Here is an 18,223-nt window from a genome sequence, read left to right on the forward strand (position 1 = left end):
GCGTCAAAGCTTGCGGATCTCCACCCAGTCCACGTCGACGTAGTAGCTGACGTTCTTGCGCCGCTGCGTCGCCGGCTGCAGGCTGGCGGCGTAGGCATCGGTCCAGCCCGAGGCGGGCGCCCAGAGATTGATCCGGAACGGCGTGGCGAGATCGGGCTGCGCCTGCGTCGAGCTGGCGATCAGCACGCCGTCCACCAGCCATTCCGTGCGTGTTGGCAGCCAGCGCACCGTATAGGTGTGGAAGGCGTTCACGTCCAGCCCGTTCACCTTCACCGTGCGCGAGGAATGGTGGATGCCGTCGTCGTAGGTCGGATTCGCCTCGTCCCAGTTGTTCCAGGTGCTCAGCAACAGGGGGGCGCCGCCGCTGCTCAGGTTCACCTGCTTGCTCAGTACTTCGAAGTCGATCTCGTCCGACGTGCCGTTGCTCGCCTGGTAGGTGAACATGGCCGTGACGAGGCCGTCGGGCAGCTGGTTCATGCGCACGCGCGCCTCGAACTCGATGCCATTGCCGCGCGCGTAGCTGGCTTTGGTGAACATCTCGGTGCCGGCGAACTGGAACGTGTCGAAACGCAGCTGCGCGAATCCGCCCGAGACCACCGGCGCGTTCTTCAGGTCAGTGCGGCCGAGCGTCCAGTTGGCGACCTCCCAACGCTTGCGATCCAGGCGCACGCCGTTGAAGTCGTCGCGCAACACCACGGTGCCGGCGGCCTGGGCGACGGAAGCGCTGCCGAGGGCGAGTGCGATAGCGAGGCGGGACAATGCGGTCTTCATGCGACGCTCCAGCGGGTCGGATTCTTCGATGCAGGTTAGGCCGGTCGTGGCGCGCCGGCAATCGCACGCTGCGGCGAGGATCAGTCGGCCGGCGGGGGCGGGGCCTGCAGGCCGAGCACGTTCAATCCCTGCTCGAAGGCTACGTCCACCGGAATCTTCGCGGCTTCCAGGCGCTTGAGATCGGCCGCCAGCTGCGGCGGGATTACGCCCATGCTGTCGGTCATCTGCTTGGCGGTCGCATAGTCGCCGTCGCCCTGCACGGTCAGCAGCTTCTCGCTCAGCGCGTTCATCGCCGCCTGCATCTTGTCGAATTCGACGCGATAGCGGCCGGTCGCCGGGTCCCGGCTGAAAGCGCCCTGCTGCTCGAAGAAATTGAAGCGCAGCATGTTGGCCTTGGCATGGGCGTCGCCTGCGCCGAAGCGCACCGAACGCATGATGCCGGCCAGGAAGGTGACATAGCTGTCCATCAGCTTGGTCTTGTCGAGTTCGCCCTTCTCGGCCAGTTTGGTGATCAGGTACAAGCCCAGGATGTCGGCCTTGCCCTCTTCGAAACTGGAGGCGTACTCCTTCAGCGCATCGTTGACCGTGCCCTTGCCGTCGAGCGTGTTCTTGATGCCGAGACCGTGCGCGACCTCATGGAACATCGTGTCCTCGAAGAAGGCGTCGAAGGTCACGTGCTGCAGCTGGTCCTCGGCGATAAGCACCTTGGCGATCGGCAGCAGGATGTTGTCGAACTTGGCGTGGATGACGTTCTCCAGCTGCAGGCGCCGCGTGCCCTTCTTGAGCTGCACCACTTCGTCGTTCGGCAGGTTGATGGCGATGGTCTTGGCGCCGACGTTGGCATTGCCGCCGTAGTACACCGCCGCATAGGCGTTGAGGTCGGCGGAGGTGCCGGGCCTTTCCGCCTTGTACTTGTCCGGCACCGGCAGGCCGCGTTGCAGTTCCGGCAGGAAGGTCGCGAATCGCGCCAGCCTTTCGCTCCATTCGAGGTCCTTGATCAGCACCAGCCCTTCGTAGCTGGCCTTGTAGCCGAAGATCTGGTCCTCGTAGGTTTCGATCGGGCCGATGACGATGTCGACCGGATTGCCCTTCATGTCCATCCAGGCCAGATCGCTGGGCTGGAAATCGTCGGACAACAATGCGTCGGCGCGCATGCGCAGGTAGTCGCCGAAGGCCTTGTCCTTGCTCAGCGGCGCGGCCTGGCGCAGCAGGGCCGCCGCGCGTTCGAGATCGGCCTTGTAGGCTTCATGGAAAGGCACCGTCACCAGCTTGCCGGCTTCGTCTCGGCGCAGCAGGGTGTACCAGCTCGCCTTGTCCTTCAGCTCGGCGGCTTCGAACTCTTCTTTCGTCATGTCGGCCGGATAGAACTGCGCGCCCGCCGGACGGGCGCCGACGCCATCGACGAAGGGCGTGTCGCCGTTCAGGCGATCCCAGGGGCCGAAGTTCATTTCGACCAGGCGACGCGTATCGGCATCTTCGATCTTGCCAAGCAAGGCGGCTTTGTCGCCCCAACTCTGTTGCCAGTAGATGTCGTTCATCACTTCGCTGGCCTGGACCAGCAGGGCGATCATCTGCTTTTCCTGTTCGTCGAACGCGGAGAGATCGGCTTTCAGCGGCACGGTCACGTAGTCGCGCAAATGGGTCGTCGCGTACGACTCGGCAGTGGGCACGGACTTGCTTTGGGCGGTCGGCGCGTCGGCGTTCTTGCAGGCGCCCAAGCCGAGCAGCAGGGCAGGAATCAGCAGGGCGAGGGGGTTGAGGCGCATGACGGGCTCCGGCAGGGGAGGCCGATGTTAGCGCGGCGGGCACATGGGCCGGGAGTTACAATAGTCCCATGTCCGCACCGACTTACCTGGCCGACCATTTCCTGATCGCGATGCCCGCGCTGGCGGATCCCAATTTCGCGCGCGGCGTCACGCTGATCTGCCAACACGACCAGAGCGGCGCGATGGGACTGACGATCAATCGCCTGTCCGACTTCACCTTCGGCGACGTGTTCGAGCAGATGGATCTGCGCACCGAAGTGCAGGGGCTGTCCGGTCGGCCCGTCCTGCTGGGGGGGCCGGTGCAACCGGATCGTGGATTCGTCCTGCATGACGATCCGCGGGAGTGGGGGTCGACCCTGCGCTTCGGCCAGGGACTGGCGGTCAGCACCTCCCGCGACATCCTCGAGGCGCTCGCGCGCGGCGACGGGCCGGCGCGCTGCCTGCTGGCCCTCGGCTATGCGGGCTGGACCGCGGGACAGCTGGAGCAGGAGCTCGGCGAGAACGCCTGGCTGACCGTGCCGGCGAGCCAGGCCATCATTTTCGACACGCCGGTGGAATCGCGCTGGTCGGCTGCGGCGCGTTCGCTCGGCGTCGACCTCAGCCTGCTTTCGGACGGCGCCGGGCACGCATGATGCAGGCATCCACCCTGCTGGCCTTCGATGTTGGCGCTCGCCGCATCGGCGTGGCGGTGGGCAATACCATTTCGATGAGCGCGCGCGAAGTCGGCGTGCTCGACGTGTTCGAGGCGGGTCCCGACTGGCCGGCCCTCGATCGCTGGATGCGCGAATGGCGACCTGACGGCCTCGTCGTCGGCGACCCCGCCACGCTCGATGGCGGCGACCAGCCCATTCGCCAACGCGCACGCGCTTTCGCCCGCGAGGTGCGAAGGCGTTACGGCCTGCCGGTCGAACAAGTCGACGAGCGCACCAGCTCGATCGAGGCGGCTCAGCGTTTCGCCGCCGGACGCGCCGCCGGTGCGCGCAAGCGCCACCAGGCTTCTACGCTGGATGCTCTGGCTGCCGTCATCATCCTCGAGCGCTGGCTAAGCGAACCCGATGCCCGCATCGCCCTTCCTTCGGACTGAATCCGCATGAGTTCCCCGCAACTGCACTCCGATGGCCGCCTGCGCCACCTGCTCACGCTCGAAGGAATGGACGCGGCCATGCTGCGCGGCTTGCTCGATGCCGCCGAGTCATTGCGGCCGCAGGCGATGTCGGGCTTGTCCCAGCGAAACGTCCTGGCCGGCCGTACCGTTTGCACCCTGTTCTTCGAGCCGAGCACGCGTACGCGCAGTTCGTTCCAACTTGCCGCCAAGCGCCTCGGCGCCGATACGCTCAACTTCAATGTCGCCACATCGTCCTCCAGCAAGGGCGAGACGGCGATGGACACCATGCGTAATCTGGAAGCGATGGGCGTGGACTGTTTCGTCGTGCGCCACGCCGAGAACGGCGCCGTCGCCGCCCTGGCGGCGGGCGCGGGCGCCGCAACGCGATTCATCAACGCCGGCGACGGACGCAGCAATCATCCGACCCAGGGCCTGCTCGACATGCTGAGCTTGCGCCAGCGAAAGGGCGGGGATTTTTCCCGGTTGAAGATACTGATCGCCGGCGACGTCAAACATTCGCGCGTCGCGCGTTCGGACCTGCACGCGCTGCGCGCGCTCGGTGCCGGCGAGATCCGCGTCTGCGGTCCGGCCAGCCTGTTGCCCGACGACGGCACGCTGCGCGACTGCACGGTCACGCAGGACTTCGATGCCGCTCTCGATGGCGTCGATGCGGTCATGATGTTGCGCCTGCAGCGCGAGCGCATGGAGGAAGGCCTGGTGCCTTCGCTCGAACGGTATTTCCGCGACTACGGCCTGACGCCGGAGCGGCTGCGCCGCGCGAAGTCCGATGCGATCGTCATGCACCCGGGACCGATGAACCGCGGGGTCGAGATCAGCGACGCCGTCGCCGATGGTCCGCAGTCGGTCATCCTCGATCAGGTCAGCAACGGCGTGGCGGTCCGCATGGCGGTGATGCAGGCGCTGCTGGCGGGTTGAAGCAGGGCGTTGCCGCGGCCTTACTTCACTCGGTTTCGATGCCACCGTTCTGGAAATCCCAGGTACGGGTGATGTGCAGCTCGTCGACGCTCTCGCCCGTTTTCGGCAGGGGCGCGAAGGGTTCCGACAGGCGCACGATGCGTTGCGCGGCCTCATCGAGCAGGCGTTGGCCGCTCGGCGTGTTCAGCAGGATGTCGGCGACGCTGCCATCGGGGCGCACGACGACCGTCATGACGAGCCGGCCGCCGAGATTGCGGCGGCGTGCCTCGTCCGGATAGTTCAGGTTGCCGACGCGTTCCACCTTCTCGACCCAGGCGCGCATGTAGGCGGCGTATTCATATTGTTGCGTGCTGGCGGAAATGAATTTGCGCTTCGGTCGCTTGGCGTAGGCGGCTTGCATGCGGTCTCGCTCGGCCGTCAGCCTCGCCATCTTCAGGCTCTGCTGCATCAGTTCGCGCCCCAGGGGCAGCGGCGTTTCGCTAGTGCGCGGCTGCTCCTCCGGCCGCGGCGCCAGGCGATCGCTGGCACCCACCGTGGTCAGCAGGCGTTGCGTCGGGTCGGGCGCCGGCGCCGGGGCTTGCGCCGTGACCGGCTGCGGCGCGATGCCCGGATCGGGCTTGGGCACCATCGCGCTTTGTGCGTCGCGCGGGCGCTGAGCCTTGTCGCTCTCGCCACCGCCCTGGTTGTTGGCCTGGGCGATGAAGTCGGCCTGCTTCGGCGGGTCCTGGGTCGAGGTCTGGGTCAGGATTACGTCGAGCGTCGGCACCACCGGCGCCGCGTCGTTGCGGGCAAAGCCCACGCCCAGGATCACGACGCCGAAGCACACCAACGACAGCGTCATCGTGGCGGACAGGCGTTCGCGCGGTCCGATCACCGGACCGGGGCCGAGGGAGTTGGGGGGCGGCGGGGCGCTTTCGGGGGAAGCGGTGGAGTTCACTGCGGGCGTCGGGCCTCGATGGCGTCGAACAACTGGCCAGCGATATTGAGCCCGAACTGCTGGTCCAGTTCCCGGATGCAGGTCGGGCTGGTCACGTTGACCTCGGTCAGGTAGTCGCCGATGACGTCGAGACCGACGAAGATCATGCCCCGGCGACGTAGCTCGGGACCGACCTGGGCGGCGATCCAGCGGTCGCGCTCGGACAGCGGGCGTCCCTCGCCCTTGCCGCCGGCCGCCAGGTTGCCGCGGAACTCCTCGCCCTGGGGGATGCGCGCGAGGCAGTAGGGGACCGGTTCGCCTTCGATCAGCAGGATGCGCTTGTCGCCCGCAACGATTTCAGGGAGATAGCGTTGCGCCATGACCAGCTGGCGGCCATCGCCGCGCAGCGTTTCCAGGATCACGTTCAGGTTCGGGTCGCCGTGCCGGACCTGGAAGATGGACCGCCCCCCCATGCCGTCCAGGGGCTTGAGCACGCAATGACTGTGCTCGGCCACGAAGGCGCGCAGCGCCGCGCCGTCGCGGCTGACGATGGTGGGAGGGATGCATTGGGGGAACAGCAGGGCCGCCAGCTTCTCGTTCAGGTCGCGCAGACCGCGCGGGTCGTTGACCACCAGCACGCCGGCGTCCTGCGCCAGGCTCAGGATATGGGTGTCATGCAGATAGGCGGCATCGACCGGCGGGTCGGTGCGCATCAGGATCACATCGAGTTCCGCCAGGGGCAGGGTGCGGGCTTCCCCAAGGCGGTACCAGCCGGCCGGGTCGTCGGCGACCTGCAGGGGGGCCATCCTGGCAACGGGGTGGGCGCCATCGACCCCGAGGCCGCCCGGCAGCACGTATTCGAGCCGATGCCCGCGCCGTTGCGCTTCCAGCAGCATGGCGAAGCTGCTGTCCTTGGCAATCTTGATGGCGCCGATCGGGTCCATCACCACGGCGACGTGCAGCGACATTCGTACTTCCGGTAGCGCGCGAATGAGCCTAAGACTAGCAGGGCCACCGCCCCGCCGTGCAGGGTGTCACGGATTTCCTTATGCGCCGTGCTTTTGCTTGACACATTTGCCCGCCGCTGGGATATAAGCTACGTGGCTGGGCGCCAGCGGATGGCGCTTTTTGGCCGAGCAACGGGGGAGCGATGGAAGAAAGCAATCTCAATGGCTTGCGGGTCATGGTCATCGACGACTCGAAGACCATTCGCCGTACCGCCGAAACCCTCCTGAAGAAGGAAGGCTGCGACGTCGTGACCGCGACGGACGGTTTCGAGGCCCTGGCGAAGATCGCCGACCATCAGCCGCAGATCATTTTCGTCGACATCATGATGCCGCGCCTGGATGGCTACCAGACCTGCGCGCTGATCAAGAACAACCAGATGTTCAAGGCCACGCCGGTGATCATGCTGTCCTCGAAGGACGGCCTGTTCGACAAGGCGCGGGGCCGCATCGTCGGGTCCGAGCAGTACCTGACCAAGCCGTTCACCCGCGACGAATTGCTCGTCGCGATCCGCAAGTTCGTACCGGCCGGTTGAGGAACGCATGAGCAAGTCGGCCAGCCAGCGGATCTCCTCCTTCGACACCCTGATCGATTACGAGCAGCGCTCGCTGGCCCACGTGGCTGGCAGCCCGGAAATGATCGAGGCGCCCGGCCATTGGCGCGGCGTCGGTTTCCGCCTGGGGCAACGCCGGCTCGTGTCTTCGTTCGACGAAGTCGTCGAGATCCTGCCCCTGCCGCCGGTCACGCCGGTGCCGGGCTCGCAGCCCTGGATGCTCGGCGTCGCCAACGTGCGCGGCAACCTGTTGCCGGTCGTCGATCTCAAGCAATTCCTCGAGGGCGAACGCACCCTCGTGCACGAAGGCCAGCGCGTGCTGGTGGTGCGTCAGTCCGGCGGCAACGTCGCGGTCATCATCGACGAGCTGTTCGGCCAGCGCACGTTCAACGATTCGCACCGGACCGAACTGTCCGGCGATAACGACGGCCGTTACGGCCATTTCGTCAGCCAGATGTATCGCCTGGCCGACATCAACTGGAGTGTCTTCAGCATGTCCACGCTGACCCGCACTCCGGAGTTCCGACAGGCAACGGCGTAACGGCAGTCCAGGCAGCATTCTCATATCAGGGGTGAGGTTTCAAATGAGCACGACGTCCAGCGGGATCACCGGCAAAGTCAGCCAATTCGGCATCAGGGCATGGACCATGATCCTGATCCTGTCGGCTTTGGTGTTCGCAGCCAACTTCGGTTACGCGACCTACCTGTCCGGGCAGGAAAACAATGCCCGCGGCCTCTCGGCGGAAATGCAGGTGCTCTCGCAGCAGCTGGCGAAATACGCGAAGGAAGCGGTCGAAGGAAACGCCGACTCGTTCGGCGAATTCACCGCCACCAAGACGCGCATCGACGCCATCGTCAACGCGCTGCGCAAGGGCAGCGTGACCGAGGGCGTGCCCAGCTACGAATCGGGCACCCAGGCGGTAATGCAGCCTGGCGTGAAAACGGCGCTCGGCAAGGTGACGGCGACCTGGGGCAAGATGTCGCAGGACGCCGACCGCATCAGCAAGAGTCAGGAACAGATCCTCAACCTGACCGACACTGCCGCCAACTTCACCGGCAACATCCCGAAGATTTCGGCCCGACTCGACGAAGTGGTGCGAGCCATGTCGGACAGCGGCTCCTCCGCCTCGCAGATCAACTTCGCCAACCGCCAGATCGTGCTCGCCGACCGTATGTCGCGCCGCGTGACGGAAATCCTGTCCGGCGGCGACCGCGCCGTGATGGCGGCCGACGCGCTCCAGCGCGACGCCGCGGTGTTCAGCCAGGTGCTCACCGGCCTGAAGCAGGGCAACCCCGACCTCGGCGTGACCAAGGTCAGCAGTGCGGCGGCCCTGAACGCGGTAGGCGAGGTCGAAAAGCTGTACGCCGACCTGCAGAAGAACATGGACAACATCCTGCAGGCGTCCACCGACCTGTTCGAAGTGCAGCAGGCCGCCAGCACGATCTCCGGCGATTCGAACGTCCTGCTGGAAGACAGCCAGGCGCTGTTCTCCAGCTTCGGCTCCAGCCTCAAGCGCGTCTTCCCGAACAACCTCTGGGCGATCGGCTCCGGCATCGTCGCCATCCTGGCCATCGCCGGCCTGCTCTGGACGATCAACCGCGACCAGCGCAAGCGCCTCATCAGCACGCAAGAGCTGAACCAGCGTAACCAGGAAGCCATTCTGCGACTGCTCGACGAAATGGGATCGCTCGCCGAGGGCGACCTGACCGTCAAGGCCACCGTCACCGAGGACATCACCGGCGCGATCGCGGACTCGATCAACTTCACCGTCGACGAGCTGCGCCGACTGGTGGGTACGATCAACGACACCGCCGTGCAGGTAGCCGCCTCGGCGCAGGAATCGCAGGCGACCGCCATGCACCTCGCCGACGCCGCCGAACACCAGGCGCAGCAGATCACCTCCGCTTCCGCCAAGATCAACGAAATCGCATCCAGCATCGACCAGGTGTCGAAGAACTCGGCCGAGTCGGCCGACGTGGCCCATCGATCGGTGGAAATCGCCGCCAAGGGCGCCGACGTGGTGCGCCAGACGATCCAGGGCATGGACAACATCCGTGACCAGATCCAGGAAACCTCGAAGCGAATCAAGCGCCTCGGCGAAAGCTCGCAGGAAATCGGCTCGATCGTGGAACTGATCAACGACATCGCCGAACAGACGAACATTCTCGCGCTTAACGCCGCTATTCAGGCGGCATCCGCCGGCGAAGCGGGCCGCGGCTTCGCGGTCGTGGCCGACGAAGTGCAGCGACTCGCCGAACGCGCGTCCAACGCGACGAAGCGAATCGAGGCGCTGGTGCAGACGATTCAGTCCGATACCAACGAAGCGGTGAGTTCGATGGAACAGACCACCGCGGAAGTGGTGGCCGGTGCCCGACTCGCCGAGGACGCGGGCTTGGCGCTGGGCGAGATCGAAAAGGTGTCGAACGACCTCGCCGACCTCATTCAGAACATCTCCACCGCGGCCCGCCAGCAGTCGGCCGCCGCTACCAACATCACCGCGACGATGTCCGTGATTCAGGAAATCACCACGCAGACGTCGCAGGGCGCCAGCCAGACGGCGGAGTCGATCGGAAACCTTGCGCAGCTCGCCGCCGACCTCCGTCGTTCGGTCGCCGACTTCAAGCTGCCGTCGGAGTGATCGTTGCGGGTTTGATGGGCAATGGTTTGGCAAGGCTGCCGGCGACGGCAGCCCGGCACTGACAGGATCCGGGCATGAGGCCGCAAGACAACATCGATTTCACCACGCTGACCTGGGTCAAGCCCGAGCTCGACGAGACGCTCAGGCAGGCGCGGAACGCGCTGCAGTCCTACGTCGAGGAAGGCGAGAACCCCGCCGAACTCAAGGCCTGCGCCGGTCTCCTGCACCAGGTGCAGGGCACCTTGCGCATGGTAGAGCTGTATGGCGCGGCCATGGTCGCCGAGGAAATGGAGCAACTTTCCAAGGCGCTGGTGGACAGCAAGGTCGAAAAGCGCGACGACGCCTATGCCGTGTTGATGCAGGGCATCGTGCAGCTGCCGGACTATCTCGAGCGTTTGCAGAGCGGCCACCGCGATATCCCGATCGTCCTGTTGCCCCTGCTCAACCAACTGCGCGATGCGCGCGGCGAGAAGGGCCTGGCCGAGGATGTTCTGTTCTCGCCCGATCTTTCGCGCCCCCTGCCTGCCTCGGCCAGCGGTCCGGCCACGCCGATGCCGCACGACGAACTGCGCCGCCGCGCCGAAGCGCTGCGCAATCTGTATCAGGGCGCGTTGCTGCGCTGGCTGAAGGACGACAACAGCGCGGCCACGGTACGCGACCTGACCGATGTCTGCGAGCAACTCGTCCAGATCACGAGTGCCGAATCGGCGCGTCGCCTGTTCTGGGTCGCGGCCGGTACGCTCGATGCGCTCGGCAAGAACGCGTTCCCGGTCAGTACGCCCCTGAAACAAGCGCTTTCCAAGGTCGAGCGCGAGATCAAGCGCCTGGCCGACGGCGCCGACAATGCCTTCCGCTCCGATCCGCCGATCGACCTGACGCGCCAACTGCTTTACTTCGTCGCGCACGAGTCGAGCGACCACGGCCGCATCGGCGAGATCCGGGAAGTCTTCGGGCTCAGCGCCAATGTGCCGAGCGAAGCCGAACTCGCGCACGCGCGCGGCAGCCTGACCGGCCACAACCGCGCCCTGCTGGAAACGGTTGCCGGCGCGATCAAGGAAGACCTGATGCGCGTCAAGGACGCGCTCGATCTGCACCTGCGCACGAGCGATGCCGCACCCGCCGATCTGCTGAGTCAGGTCGAAGCGCTCGATCGCATCGCCGATACCTTGGGCATGATCGGACTCGGCGTACCGAGGCGCGTGGTGCAGGAACAGCGCACGGCCATCCATGACGTCACCACCGGCCAGCGCCGCAACGACGAGGCGACCCTGCTCGATATCGCCGGCGCGCTGCTTTACGTCGAAGCCAGTCTCGACGACCAGGTCGAACGCCTGGGCCGGGGCGACGCCGGCGCCACCGAAACCACCGCGACGCCGCTGCCGGACAGCGAAGCGCGCAAGGTGATGGAAGTGCTGCTGAAGGAAGCCATCGGCAATTTCGCCCAGGCCCGCCAGTGCTTCGTAGCTTTCGTGGAAACGCACTGGGACCATGCGCAGCTGGCCGACGTTCCGCGCCTGCTCGAGGAAGTTTCGGGTGCATTGCGCATTCTCGATATCCAGCCGCCCTCGCAATACCTGACCGCGGTGCGTCGATTCACCGAGAAGGAACTGCTGCAGCGCCATCGCGTGCCGAACGGCCAGCAGATGGACCGTCTCGCCGACACCCTGGCGAGTCTCGAATACTTCCTCGAAGCCCTGCGTGACCGGCGTCCGAATCGCGATCAGATCCTCGACGTCGCGCGCAAGAGTCTCGAATCCCTGGGTTACTGGCCCCTGCCGGCCGAAGAAGCGGCGGCCCCGCTGCCGCCGAAGCCGGCGACGCCAGCTCCGGTCGCGGCGCCCGCCGCACCGGCGTCGGTTGCTGCCGAGTCGGCGCCCGCGCCAGCTGCGAAACCCGCTCCGGCGCCCGCGCCCGTGGTCGAACCCGTCGCCGCGCCGAGGGTGGAGGCGGTAGCCATTCCCGTGGCCGCGGCGCCGGTGGTCGCGACGCCGATCGCACCGGTGGCGGCCGCACTGGCCGCAGCCTCGAACTTGCCGGTCGTGCCCGGCTTCGATGGCGCCAGCAGCGAAGAGATCGACGACGAGATCCGCGAAGTCTTCCTCGAAGAGTTCGAGGAAGAGATCGGCAATCTCGAGCAATTGCTGCCCCCGTGGCGCAATGCGCCGGACAACGGCGAACTGCTTCGCCCGATCCGTCGCGTGTTCCATACCCTCAAGGGCAGCGGCCGATTGGTCGGCGCGAAGACGCTCGGCGAATTCAGCTGGAAGGTCGAGAACATGCTCAATCGCGTGCTCGATGGCACGCGCCCGGCATCGCCCGCCGTCATCGCCCTGATCGAACATGCGTTCAACCAGTTGCCGTTGCTGCGCGCTGCGTTGCAAGGGGAAACGGTGCATGCCGACCTGGAGGGCATCCAGGGGGTGGCCGAACGCCTGGCGGCCGGCGAAGACGCGTTGTACCAGCCCTCGGCGCTTGCCCTCGCGGCGGCCGATATTCCCACCGGTGCCGATATCGGCGGTACGCCGGCGGAGCCGGAAGTCGTGGAAGTGGTCGCTGCGGTCGAAGCCCCGGTCGAGGTCGTCGATGCGGGCGGCGAACCCACGCCGGCTTTCGCGATCGATCCGGTACTGTTCGAAATCCTCAAGCCCGAGGTCGCCGGCCATCTCGAAACGGTCGACGCCTGGCTGGCGCAATGCGTGGCACGTGGTCCGCAGCCGATCACCGATCCGCTGCTGCGTTCCATCCATACGATGAACGGCGCTTTCGCGATGACGGAGATTTCCGTCATTACCGATGTCACCGCCCCGGTCGAGGGTTACCTGAAGCGTGCGCTGGCGCACCATCAGACGCCCAATGCCGAGGGAGTCGCGGTCATCGCCGACACGGCGGCGGCGATCCGCCGGACGATCTCCGCGCTTGAAGCGTCGCGACCGCAGTTGCCCCAGTTCGAGGATCTTTCGGCGCGTGCGCATGCGTTGCGCGATGCGCTGCCCGATGCGTCCTCGCCCATGGTGCCGGTGCCGACCGATGCGGACGAGATCGGGATCATGCCGCAGGCGGTCGTGCTGGAAACGCCGGACGTATCGGCGATCCCGGATTTCGCCGACGCGCCCGTCACCGAGGTCGATATCGATCTGAGCCTGCCGTCCGAGCCGGTCGAGGAAACGCCGGTCATCGAAGCGGCCGCCGCGATTGAACCGGTTTCGATCCCGGTCGAAGAGCCGCTGCAGGAAGCCGAAGCCGCCGCCGAGCCCGTCGCGACCGTTCCGGAAGAAACCCCGGTCGAAGCCGAGCCGGTGGTTTCCGAGGCGCTGCCGGAAGCCGAAGAAGCCCTGTTGCCGGTGGAGCCGGAGGAAGCGGAACCGGCGTTCGCCGCCGAACATATCGAACCCGCAGCGGAGGAAGGCAGCCTTGAGCTGACCGAAACCGATCTGCTGCCGCCGACGGAATTGCTTTCGCTGGACGATTTCGCCGTCGAGGAAAAGGCCGATCTCGGCGATTTCTCGTTCGACGAAGGCGACATCGAGGAAGTTGCGTTGCCGGTCGTCGAAGCGCCGACGGCGGTCGAGGAAGAAGCGACCGAAAACGAAGCCGCCGAACTTGGGTCGAGCGAAGCCGCGCCTGAAGAGGCCGCGCCCGAACCGGTGGTTGCCGAGTCGGCGCAGGAGAGCGAAGAATCGCTGCCGGCGCTCGAATCCGACGATGCCCTGGCATCGATGATCGCCGCGTTCGCCAGCGAGCCCGCTGCCGCCGTCGTGCCGAGCGAACCCGCTGCGCCCGAAACCGCGGATGCCGAGCCGCTGTTGTCCGACGCGGTCGCCGAATCGACAGAAGCCGCTTCGGAAACGGTCGACGGCGTAGCTGCGCCGGTTGGCGATGATTTCTATGGCATGAGCCTGGACGAACTCGAGGCCCTGACGGCACCGGCGATGGAAACGCCGGTGGACGCCGAGGTGCCGGAAGCCGCCGACCTGACGCCGGAAGGCAGCATCAGCGCCGATGCGGAAGCGCCGGTCGCCGAAGCCGCCGACGTTCCTTCGGCCGACTCGGTCGAGGCATTCGTCGATGGCGCCGACGCCGTCGCGGAATTCGAAACCGTCGAGACCGACGCGGTCGAAGAAGCGCCGGCGGAAGAGCCCGCGGTCGAAGAGGCGGTTGCGGACGCTTCGGTGCCCGAAGCGGTCGACGAAGTCGAAGCGGAAGAGCTGCTCATCCAGGACGAACCGGAAGAAGCGGTTGCCGAAAAGACCGAGACCGCCGTACCCGCGCCGGTGGCGCACGCCCCGCGCGCCGTCGTTCCCCTGGCGATGGACCCGGCCGATCCGGACGAAGCGCTCGATACCAGCGATCTCGATACCGACCTGCTTGACATCTTCCTCGAAGAATCGACCGACATCCTCGACCATTCGGACGGCATGCTGGCGAAACTGCGCGACGACGCCAATGATCGCGAGCTGGTCACCGGGTTGCAGCGCGATCTGCATACGCTCAAGGGCGGTGCGCGCATGGCGGGCATCTACGCCGTCGGCGATCTCGGTCACTCGATGGAGTCCCTGCTCGAGGCCGTGGCCGAAGGCCGGCGCGATCTCGACGAGACCGGCATCGTGGTCCTGGAGCGCGGCTTCGACCGCTTGCACGCGATGGTCGGCCGCATCGGCGAGCGCAAGGCGATCGCCCTTCCGGCCGGATTGATCGCGCAGGTCGAAGCGCTTGCCGCTGGCATGCCGCTGGAAACGGATGCCGCCCCGGAAACGGCCGAGGCGACCGAAACCGGCGTCGTCGAAACGCCGAGCGCGCCCGTGCGCGCTGCGGCTCCCGCACCTGCCGCCGCTCCGGCTCCGCTCAAGCCGCTGTCGGCACCGATGGAGGCGATGGCCGAGGAAGACGAAACCTCGGGCATGCGCGCGCCGCAGGAACAGGTTCGCATCCGCGCCGATCTGCTCGACCGACTCGTCAACTACGCCGGCGAAGTCGCGATCTATCGCGCACGACTGGAACAGCAGCTGGGTGCGTTCCGCGCCAACCTGGCCGAACTCAACCAGACGACCGATCGTTTGCGCGAACAGCTGCGCCGCCTCGACATCGAGACGGAAGCGCAGATCGTCGCGCGTTACCAGCGCGAGGACGAGACCAACGACGAGACCTTCGATCCGCTGGAGCTCGACCGTTTCACCACGCAGCAGCAGTTGTCCCGTTCGCTGGCCGAGTCGGCCAACGACTTGGTCAACCTGCAGGTGGTGCTCGACGACCTGACCCGCCAGTACGAAACGCTGCTGCTGCAACAGTCGCGCGTCAGCTCGGACCTGCAGGAAGGCCTGATGCGCACGCGCATGGTGCCCTTCGATGCGATGGTGCCGCGCCTGCGTCGCGTGCTGCGCCAGGCCGCCAGCGATACCGGCAAGCAGGTGCAGCTGAAGGTCGACGGCGCGTCCGGCGAAATGGACCGCAACGTGCTGGACCGCATGACGGCGCCGCTCGAGCACATGCTGCGCAACTCGATGGCGCACGGCCTCGAAGCGCCGGCCGATCGTCGACGCGCCGGCAAGTCCGAAGAAGGCACGGTCCGCATCGCGGTGTCCCGCGAAGGCTCGGAAGTCGTGCTGAAGGTTTCCGACGACGGCCGCGGCCTCGACAAGAAAGCCATTCGTGCCAAGGCGATCGAACGCGGCCTGATCGCCGCCGACGCCGACTTGTCCGACGAGGCCTTGTACGGCCTGATCCTCGAAACCGGTTTCTCCACCGCCGAAACGGTGAGCCGCCTCGCCGGCCGCGGCGTGGGCATGGACGTGGTCTACAGCGAGATCCGCCAGCTCGGCGGTTCGCTGCAGATCCGTTCGGACGAGGGCAAGGGCAGCGAGTTCATCATCCGCCTGCCGTTCACCCTCGCGGTCACCCAGGCCGTGTTCGTCAAGATCGGCGATACCAGCTACGCGGTCCCGATCGCATCGGTGCAGGGCGTCGGCCGCATCTCGCGCGCCGAACTCGACAAGCAGCTCGGCGGCGACAAGCCGGTGTTCGATTACGCCGGCGAGGAATACAGCATCCACGATCTCGGCCATTTGATCGGCCATGCATCGGCGAAAGCGCAGGACAGCCTGCAGATGCCGTTGCTGCTGGCGCGTTCGGGCGATCTGCGCGCCGCCATTTGCGTCGACCAAGTGCTCGGCAGTCGCGAAATCGTCGTGAAACCGGTCGGGCCGCAGGTCAACTCGGTCCCGGGCATCTTCGGCGCCACCATCATGGGCGATGGTCGCGTCGTCGTGATCCTCGACGTCGCGCCTCTCGTGCGTCGCCACGCCGTCGCCCTGGCGCAGCAGGTCGCACCGGTCGCGCCGGCACCGGCACCGATCGTGCAGCGCGTCCCGGTCGTCATGGTGGTCGACGACTCGATCACGATGCGCAAGGTCACCGGCCGCGTGCTCGAGCGCCACAGCATGGAAGTGCTGACGGCGAAGGACGGCGTGGACGCGGTCGAGAAGATGGCCGAGCGCGTGCCCGACCTCGTCCTGCTCGACATCGAAATGCCGCGCATGGACGGTTACGAAGTCGCGCAGAACATGCGTTCGGATCCGCGCCTGAAGGACGTGCCGATCATCATGATCACCTCGCGCACCGGCGAGAAGCATCGCCAGCGCGCGATGGACATCGGCGTCAATCGTTACCTCGGCAAGCCGTATCAGGAGCCCGAACTGATGCGCAACGTCTTCGAGATGCTGGGCCTGGAGCCGGTGAATGGCTGAGGCTGACGTCCGGGTCGCATTGCTGGCCCGCGCGGGCGCTGCCCGCGATCAGTTGCGGCGGGCGTTGGGCGAACTGGGCGCGAGCCTGGTGGCCGAAGGCGATCCCGCCGAACTCGATCCGGCCGAGGTCATCGGCAAATCGCCGACGCTCGTCGTCGTCAGTCTCGAGCCGGCGATAGAGCCGGCGCTCGATCGTTTCGACGAATTGATGTCGCTGCCGAACGTCGAAATCATGTACGACGACGCGGAAGTGACGCGCCAGCTCGATGGCTGGGACCTCAATCGCTGGGCTCGCCATCTTGCCGCCAAATTGCTCGGCCGCGATGTCCTGCCGCCGGCGCCGGGCGGGTCGGACGCGATGCCGGAACTCGACATGACGCCCGTGCCGGGCGCGCCGCCGACGCCGGCGCAGTTGATGGACGAAGCCCGTTTCGAGGACTACGCCCAGGACGCGCCTGAGCTCGCGGAATGGGTGCCGAGCAGCCCATCGTTGACGGATGTGCCCGCACCGGCTGCGCCTACGCCTGCGGCAGAACCGGAGCCGGCGTTCGAAGCCGCCGAGGCCGAAGCGATGTTTACGCTCGACGAGCCCGCGCCTGTCGTCGCCGCCGCGCCGGAACCCGCAGCCGCGGACGATGGCCTCGAGTTCAACATGGACCCGGCCGAACTGGAGAAGTCGCTGCAGCAGCTCGACGATGGCATGTCTGCGCCGGCGATGTCGGAGAGCGAGCTGACGCTCGATAGCGGTTTCGATCTCGATGTCGACCTGAGTCATCTCGAGGCGGGTCCGTCGACGGATCCGGCACCGGAGCCGGTGTCGCGACTGAACCTGGAAGACACCAGCAGCACGATCGCGGATTTCGAACCGCCGGTGGAGCCGGTGCGTTTCTCGCAGTTCGACCAGGATGCGATACCGGAAGAAATCGGCGACCTCGATGCCGATGTCGCCGCGCTGGCGGCGCAGCTCGAAGCGTTCGAAAAGGCCGACAAGCGCGAGGCCGCACGCGAGCCCGATTTCACCATGTCCTTCAACGAGGCGCCGAAGCCTGCGGCGGCGCGACCGCGGCAGGAGGTGCCTGCCGCCGCCAGTGCCGCTGCCGCTCCCGTCGACCTGAGCAATCTCTCCCTGCTCGCGGAAGATGCGGTGCATGCGCCGGTGGGTGCGAGCGCCGCGCCGAAATCGGCCGGCGACATCTCGTCGAGTTTCGACACGTCGAGTTTGAGCCTGGTACCCGAAGACGAATGGCATCACGCGGTCAGCGCCGGCAAGGGCATCGTGCTCATCCTCGCCGGCATTGGTGGTCCGGACGCCGTGCGCCAGCTGCTGTCGTCGCTGCCGGAATCCCTGCCGGTGCCCGTCCTGCTCTACCAGCACCTGGAGGTCGGCAAGCACGATCGCCTGGTGGACCAGCTGGCGAAGATCAGCAAGCTGCCGGTTCTGTTGGCGAAATCGGGCGAAGTCCCGCCCGCCGGTCAGGTTTCCGTGCTCGGCGCCGGCATGACGGTGCACAACGAAGGCGCCTACATGCGTTTCCACGAAGGCGCCCTGGGCGACATCATCGACATCATGCCGCCGGCGAGCAGTGCCATCCTGATGCTCAGCGGCGCCGACGCCAATCTCGTGCCGGCCGCCTTGCGCCAGCGCGATTCGGGCGCCCTGGTCCTGGCCCAGGATCCCGACAACTGTTTCGATCCCGCCGCCGCCCAGGCTTTGAAGAAGCAGGGCGCACCCAGCTATCCCGCGACCGGTCTTGCGCGCCAGATCGCGCAACGCTGGCCGGAATGAACAAGA

Annotated in this window: 11 protein-coding genes and 2 pseudogenes; 9 read left to right on the plus strand and 4 right to left on the minus strand. The window is 66.5% G+C overall.

The genetic code is table 11. From position 1 onward, the window contains the following. Window positions 1–3: 3 nt before the first annotated feature. Window positions 4–771, minus strand: a complete 768-nt coding sequence (locus tag QM707_RS02915; protein ID WP_415000376.1) for a glycoside hydrolase family 16 protein — start codon at window positions 769–771, stop codon at window positions 4–6. An 80-nt stretch (window positions 772–851) separates the two neighbouring features. Beyond that, window positions 852–2,537 (minus strand): dipeptidyl-peptidase 3 family protein, encoded by a 1,686-nt coding sequence (locus tag QM707_RS02920; RefSeq protein WP_415000377.1) that lies wholly within the window; start codon window positions 2,535–2,537, stop codon window positions 852–854. Between the two features lie 68 nt (window positions 2,538–2,605). Between QM707_RS02920 and QM707_RS02925 the strand changes: the two genes are divergently transcribed. From QM707_RS02925 to QM707_RS02935, 3 genes are read left to right on the plus strand one after another with little or no spacing between them, the layout of a single operon-like run. Next, entirely contained in the window at window positions 2,606–3,169 is a 564-nt protein-coding gene (locus tag QM707_RS02925) for a YqgE/AlgH family protein (RefSeq protein ID WP_415000378.1), read from the plus strand. Beyond that, window positions 3,166–3,621, plus strand: a complete 456-nt coding sequence (gene ruvX, locus QM707_RS02930) for a Holliday junction resolvase RuvX (protein ID WP_415000379.1) — start codon at window positions 3,166–3,168, stop codon at window positions 3,619–3,621. The genes QM707_RS02925 and ruvX overlap by 4 nt, the downstream gene beginning before the upstream one ends. Before the next feature lie 6 nt (window positions 3,622–3,627). Further along, complete coding sequence (locus QM707_RS02935) at window positions 3,628–4,578, plus strand: aspartate carbamoyltransferase catalytic subunit (protein ID WP_415000380.1); 951 nt, start codon at window positions 3,628–3,630, stop codon at window positions 4,576–4,578. 25 nt (window positions 4,579–4,603) lie between these two features. On the opposite strand, the gene QM707_RS02940 is transcribed toward QM707_RS02935, so the two are convergent. Both QM707_RS02940 and gshB read right to left on the minus strand, forming a co-directional pair. Then, window positions 4,604–5,419 (minus strand): energy transducer TonB, encoded by an 816-nt coding sequence (locus QM707_RS02940; RefSeq protein ID WP_415000517.1) that lies wholly within the window; start codon window positions 5,417–5,419, stop codon window positions 4,604–4,606. Window positions 5,420–5,511: 92 nt separating this feature from the next. Continuing rightward, on the minus strand, window positions 5,512–6,462 hold the full coding sequence (gene gshB, locus QM707_RS02945; RefSeq protein WP_415000381.1) for a glutathione synthase: 951 nt from the start codon (window positions 6,460–6,462) through the stop codon (window positions 5,512–5,514). 182 nt (window positions 6,463–6,644) lie between these two features. Here gshB and pilG point away from each other — a divergent pair, with 182 nt between their 5' ends. The 6 genes and pseudogenes from pilG (at window position 6,645) to QM707_RS02975 (ending at window position 18,217) form a co-directional block, all read left to right on the plus strand. Then, on the plus strand, window positions 6,645–7,034 hold the full coding sequence (gene pilG / locus QM707_RS02950) for a twitching motility response regulator PilG (RefSeq protein WP_415000382.1): 390 nt from the start codon (window positions 6,645–6,647) through the stop codon (window positions 7,032–7,034). 7 nt (window positions 7,035–7,041) lie between these two features. Then, entirely contained in the window at window positions 7,042–7,593 is a 552-nt protein-coding gene (locus QM707_RS02955; RefSeq protein ID WP_415000383.1) for a chemotaxis protein CheW, read from the plus strand. Window positions 7,594–7,636: 43 nt separating this feature from the next. Further along, window positions 7,637–9,691: a methyl-accepting chemotaxis protein gene (locus QM707_RS02960; protein WP_415000384.1), complete on the plus strand. Its 2,055-nt coding sequence runs from the start codon at window positions 7,637–7,639 to the stop codon at window positions 9,689–9,691. A gap of 74 nt (window positions 9,692–9,765) precedes the next feature. Beyond that, a pseudogene (locus QM707_RS02965) lies at window positions 9,766–12,036 on the plus strand (Hpt domain-containing protein); the annotation flags it as partial. Between the two features lie 1,557 nt (window positions 12,037–13,593). After that, window positions 13,594–16,431, plus strand: a pseudogene (locus tag QM707_RS02970) (response regulator); the annotation flags it as partial. Next, window positions 16,424–18,217, plus strand: a complete 1,794-nt coding sequence (locus QM707_RS02975; RefSeq protein WP_415000385.1) for a chemotaxis protein CheB — start codon at window positions 16,424–16,426, stop codon at window positions 18,215–18,217. The pseudogene QM707_RS02970 and the gene QM707_RS02975, both read left to right, overlap by 8 nt. The last annotated feature ends 6 nt before the right edge of the window (window positions 18,218–18,223 follow it).

The sequence above is a fragment of the Arenimonas sp. genome (assembly GCF_047602345.1).
Classification (GTDB): Bacteria; Pseudomonadota; Gammaproteobacteria; order Xanthomonadales; family Xanthomonadaceae; genus Arenimonas.

Excerpts from the sequence above, each read along its gene's own strand:
- ruvX (WP_415000379.1), top strand. The coding sequence starts at position 3,166 with ATGATGCAGGCATCCACCCTGCTGGCCTTCGATGTTGGCGCTCGCCGC.
- QM707_RS02920 (WP_415000377.1), bottom strand. The coding sequence starts at position 2,537 with ATGCGCCTCAACCCCCTCGCCCTGCTGATTCCTGCCCTGCTGCTCGGC.
- QM707_RS02960 (WP_415000384.1), top strand. The coding sequence starts at position 7,637 with ATGAGCACGACGTCCAGCGGGATCACCGGCAAAGTCAGCCAATTCGGC.
- QM707_RS02935 (WP_415000380.1), top strand. The coding sequence starts at position 3,628 with ATGAGTTCCCCGCAACTGCACTCCGATGGCCGCCTGCGCCACCTGCTC.
- QM707_RS02915 (WP_415000376.1), bottom strand. The coding sequence starts at position 771 with ATGAAGACCGCATTGTCCCGCCTCGCTATCGCACTCGCCCTCGGCAGC.
- QM707_RS02925 (WP_415000378.1), top strand. The coding sequence starts at position 2,606 with ATGTCCGCACCGACTTACCTGGCCGACCATTTCCTGATCGCGATGCCC.
- QM707_RS02975 (WP_415000385.1), top strand. The coding sequence starts at position 16,424 with ATGGCTGAGGCTGACGTCCGGGTCGCATTGCTGGCCCGCGCGGGCGCT.
- pilG (WP_415000382.1), top strand. The coding sequence starts at position 6,645 with ATGGAAGAAAGCAATCTCAATGGCTTGCGGGTCATGGTCATCGACGAC.
- gshB (WP_415000381.1), bottom strand. The coding sequence starts at position 6,462 with ATGTCGCTGCACGTCGCCGTGGTGATGGACCCGATCGGCGCCATCAAG.
- QM707_RS02940 (WP_415000517.1), bottom strand. The coding sequence starts at position 5,419 with ATGACGCTGTCGTTGGTGTGCTTCGGCGTCGTGATCCTGGGCGTGGGC.
- QM707_RS02955 (WP_415000383.1), top strand. The coding sequence starts at position 7,042 with ATGAGCAAGTCGGCCAGCCAGCGGATCTCCTCCTTCGACACCCTGATC.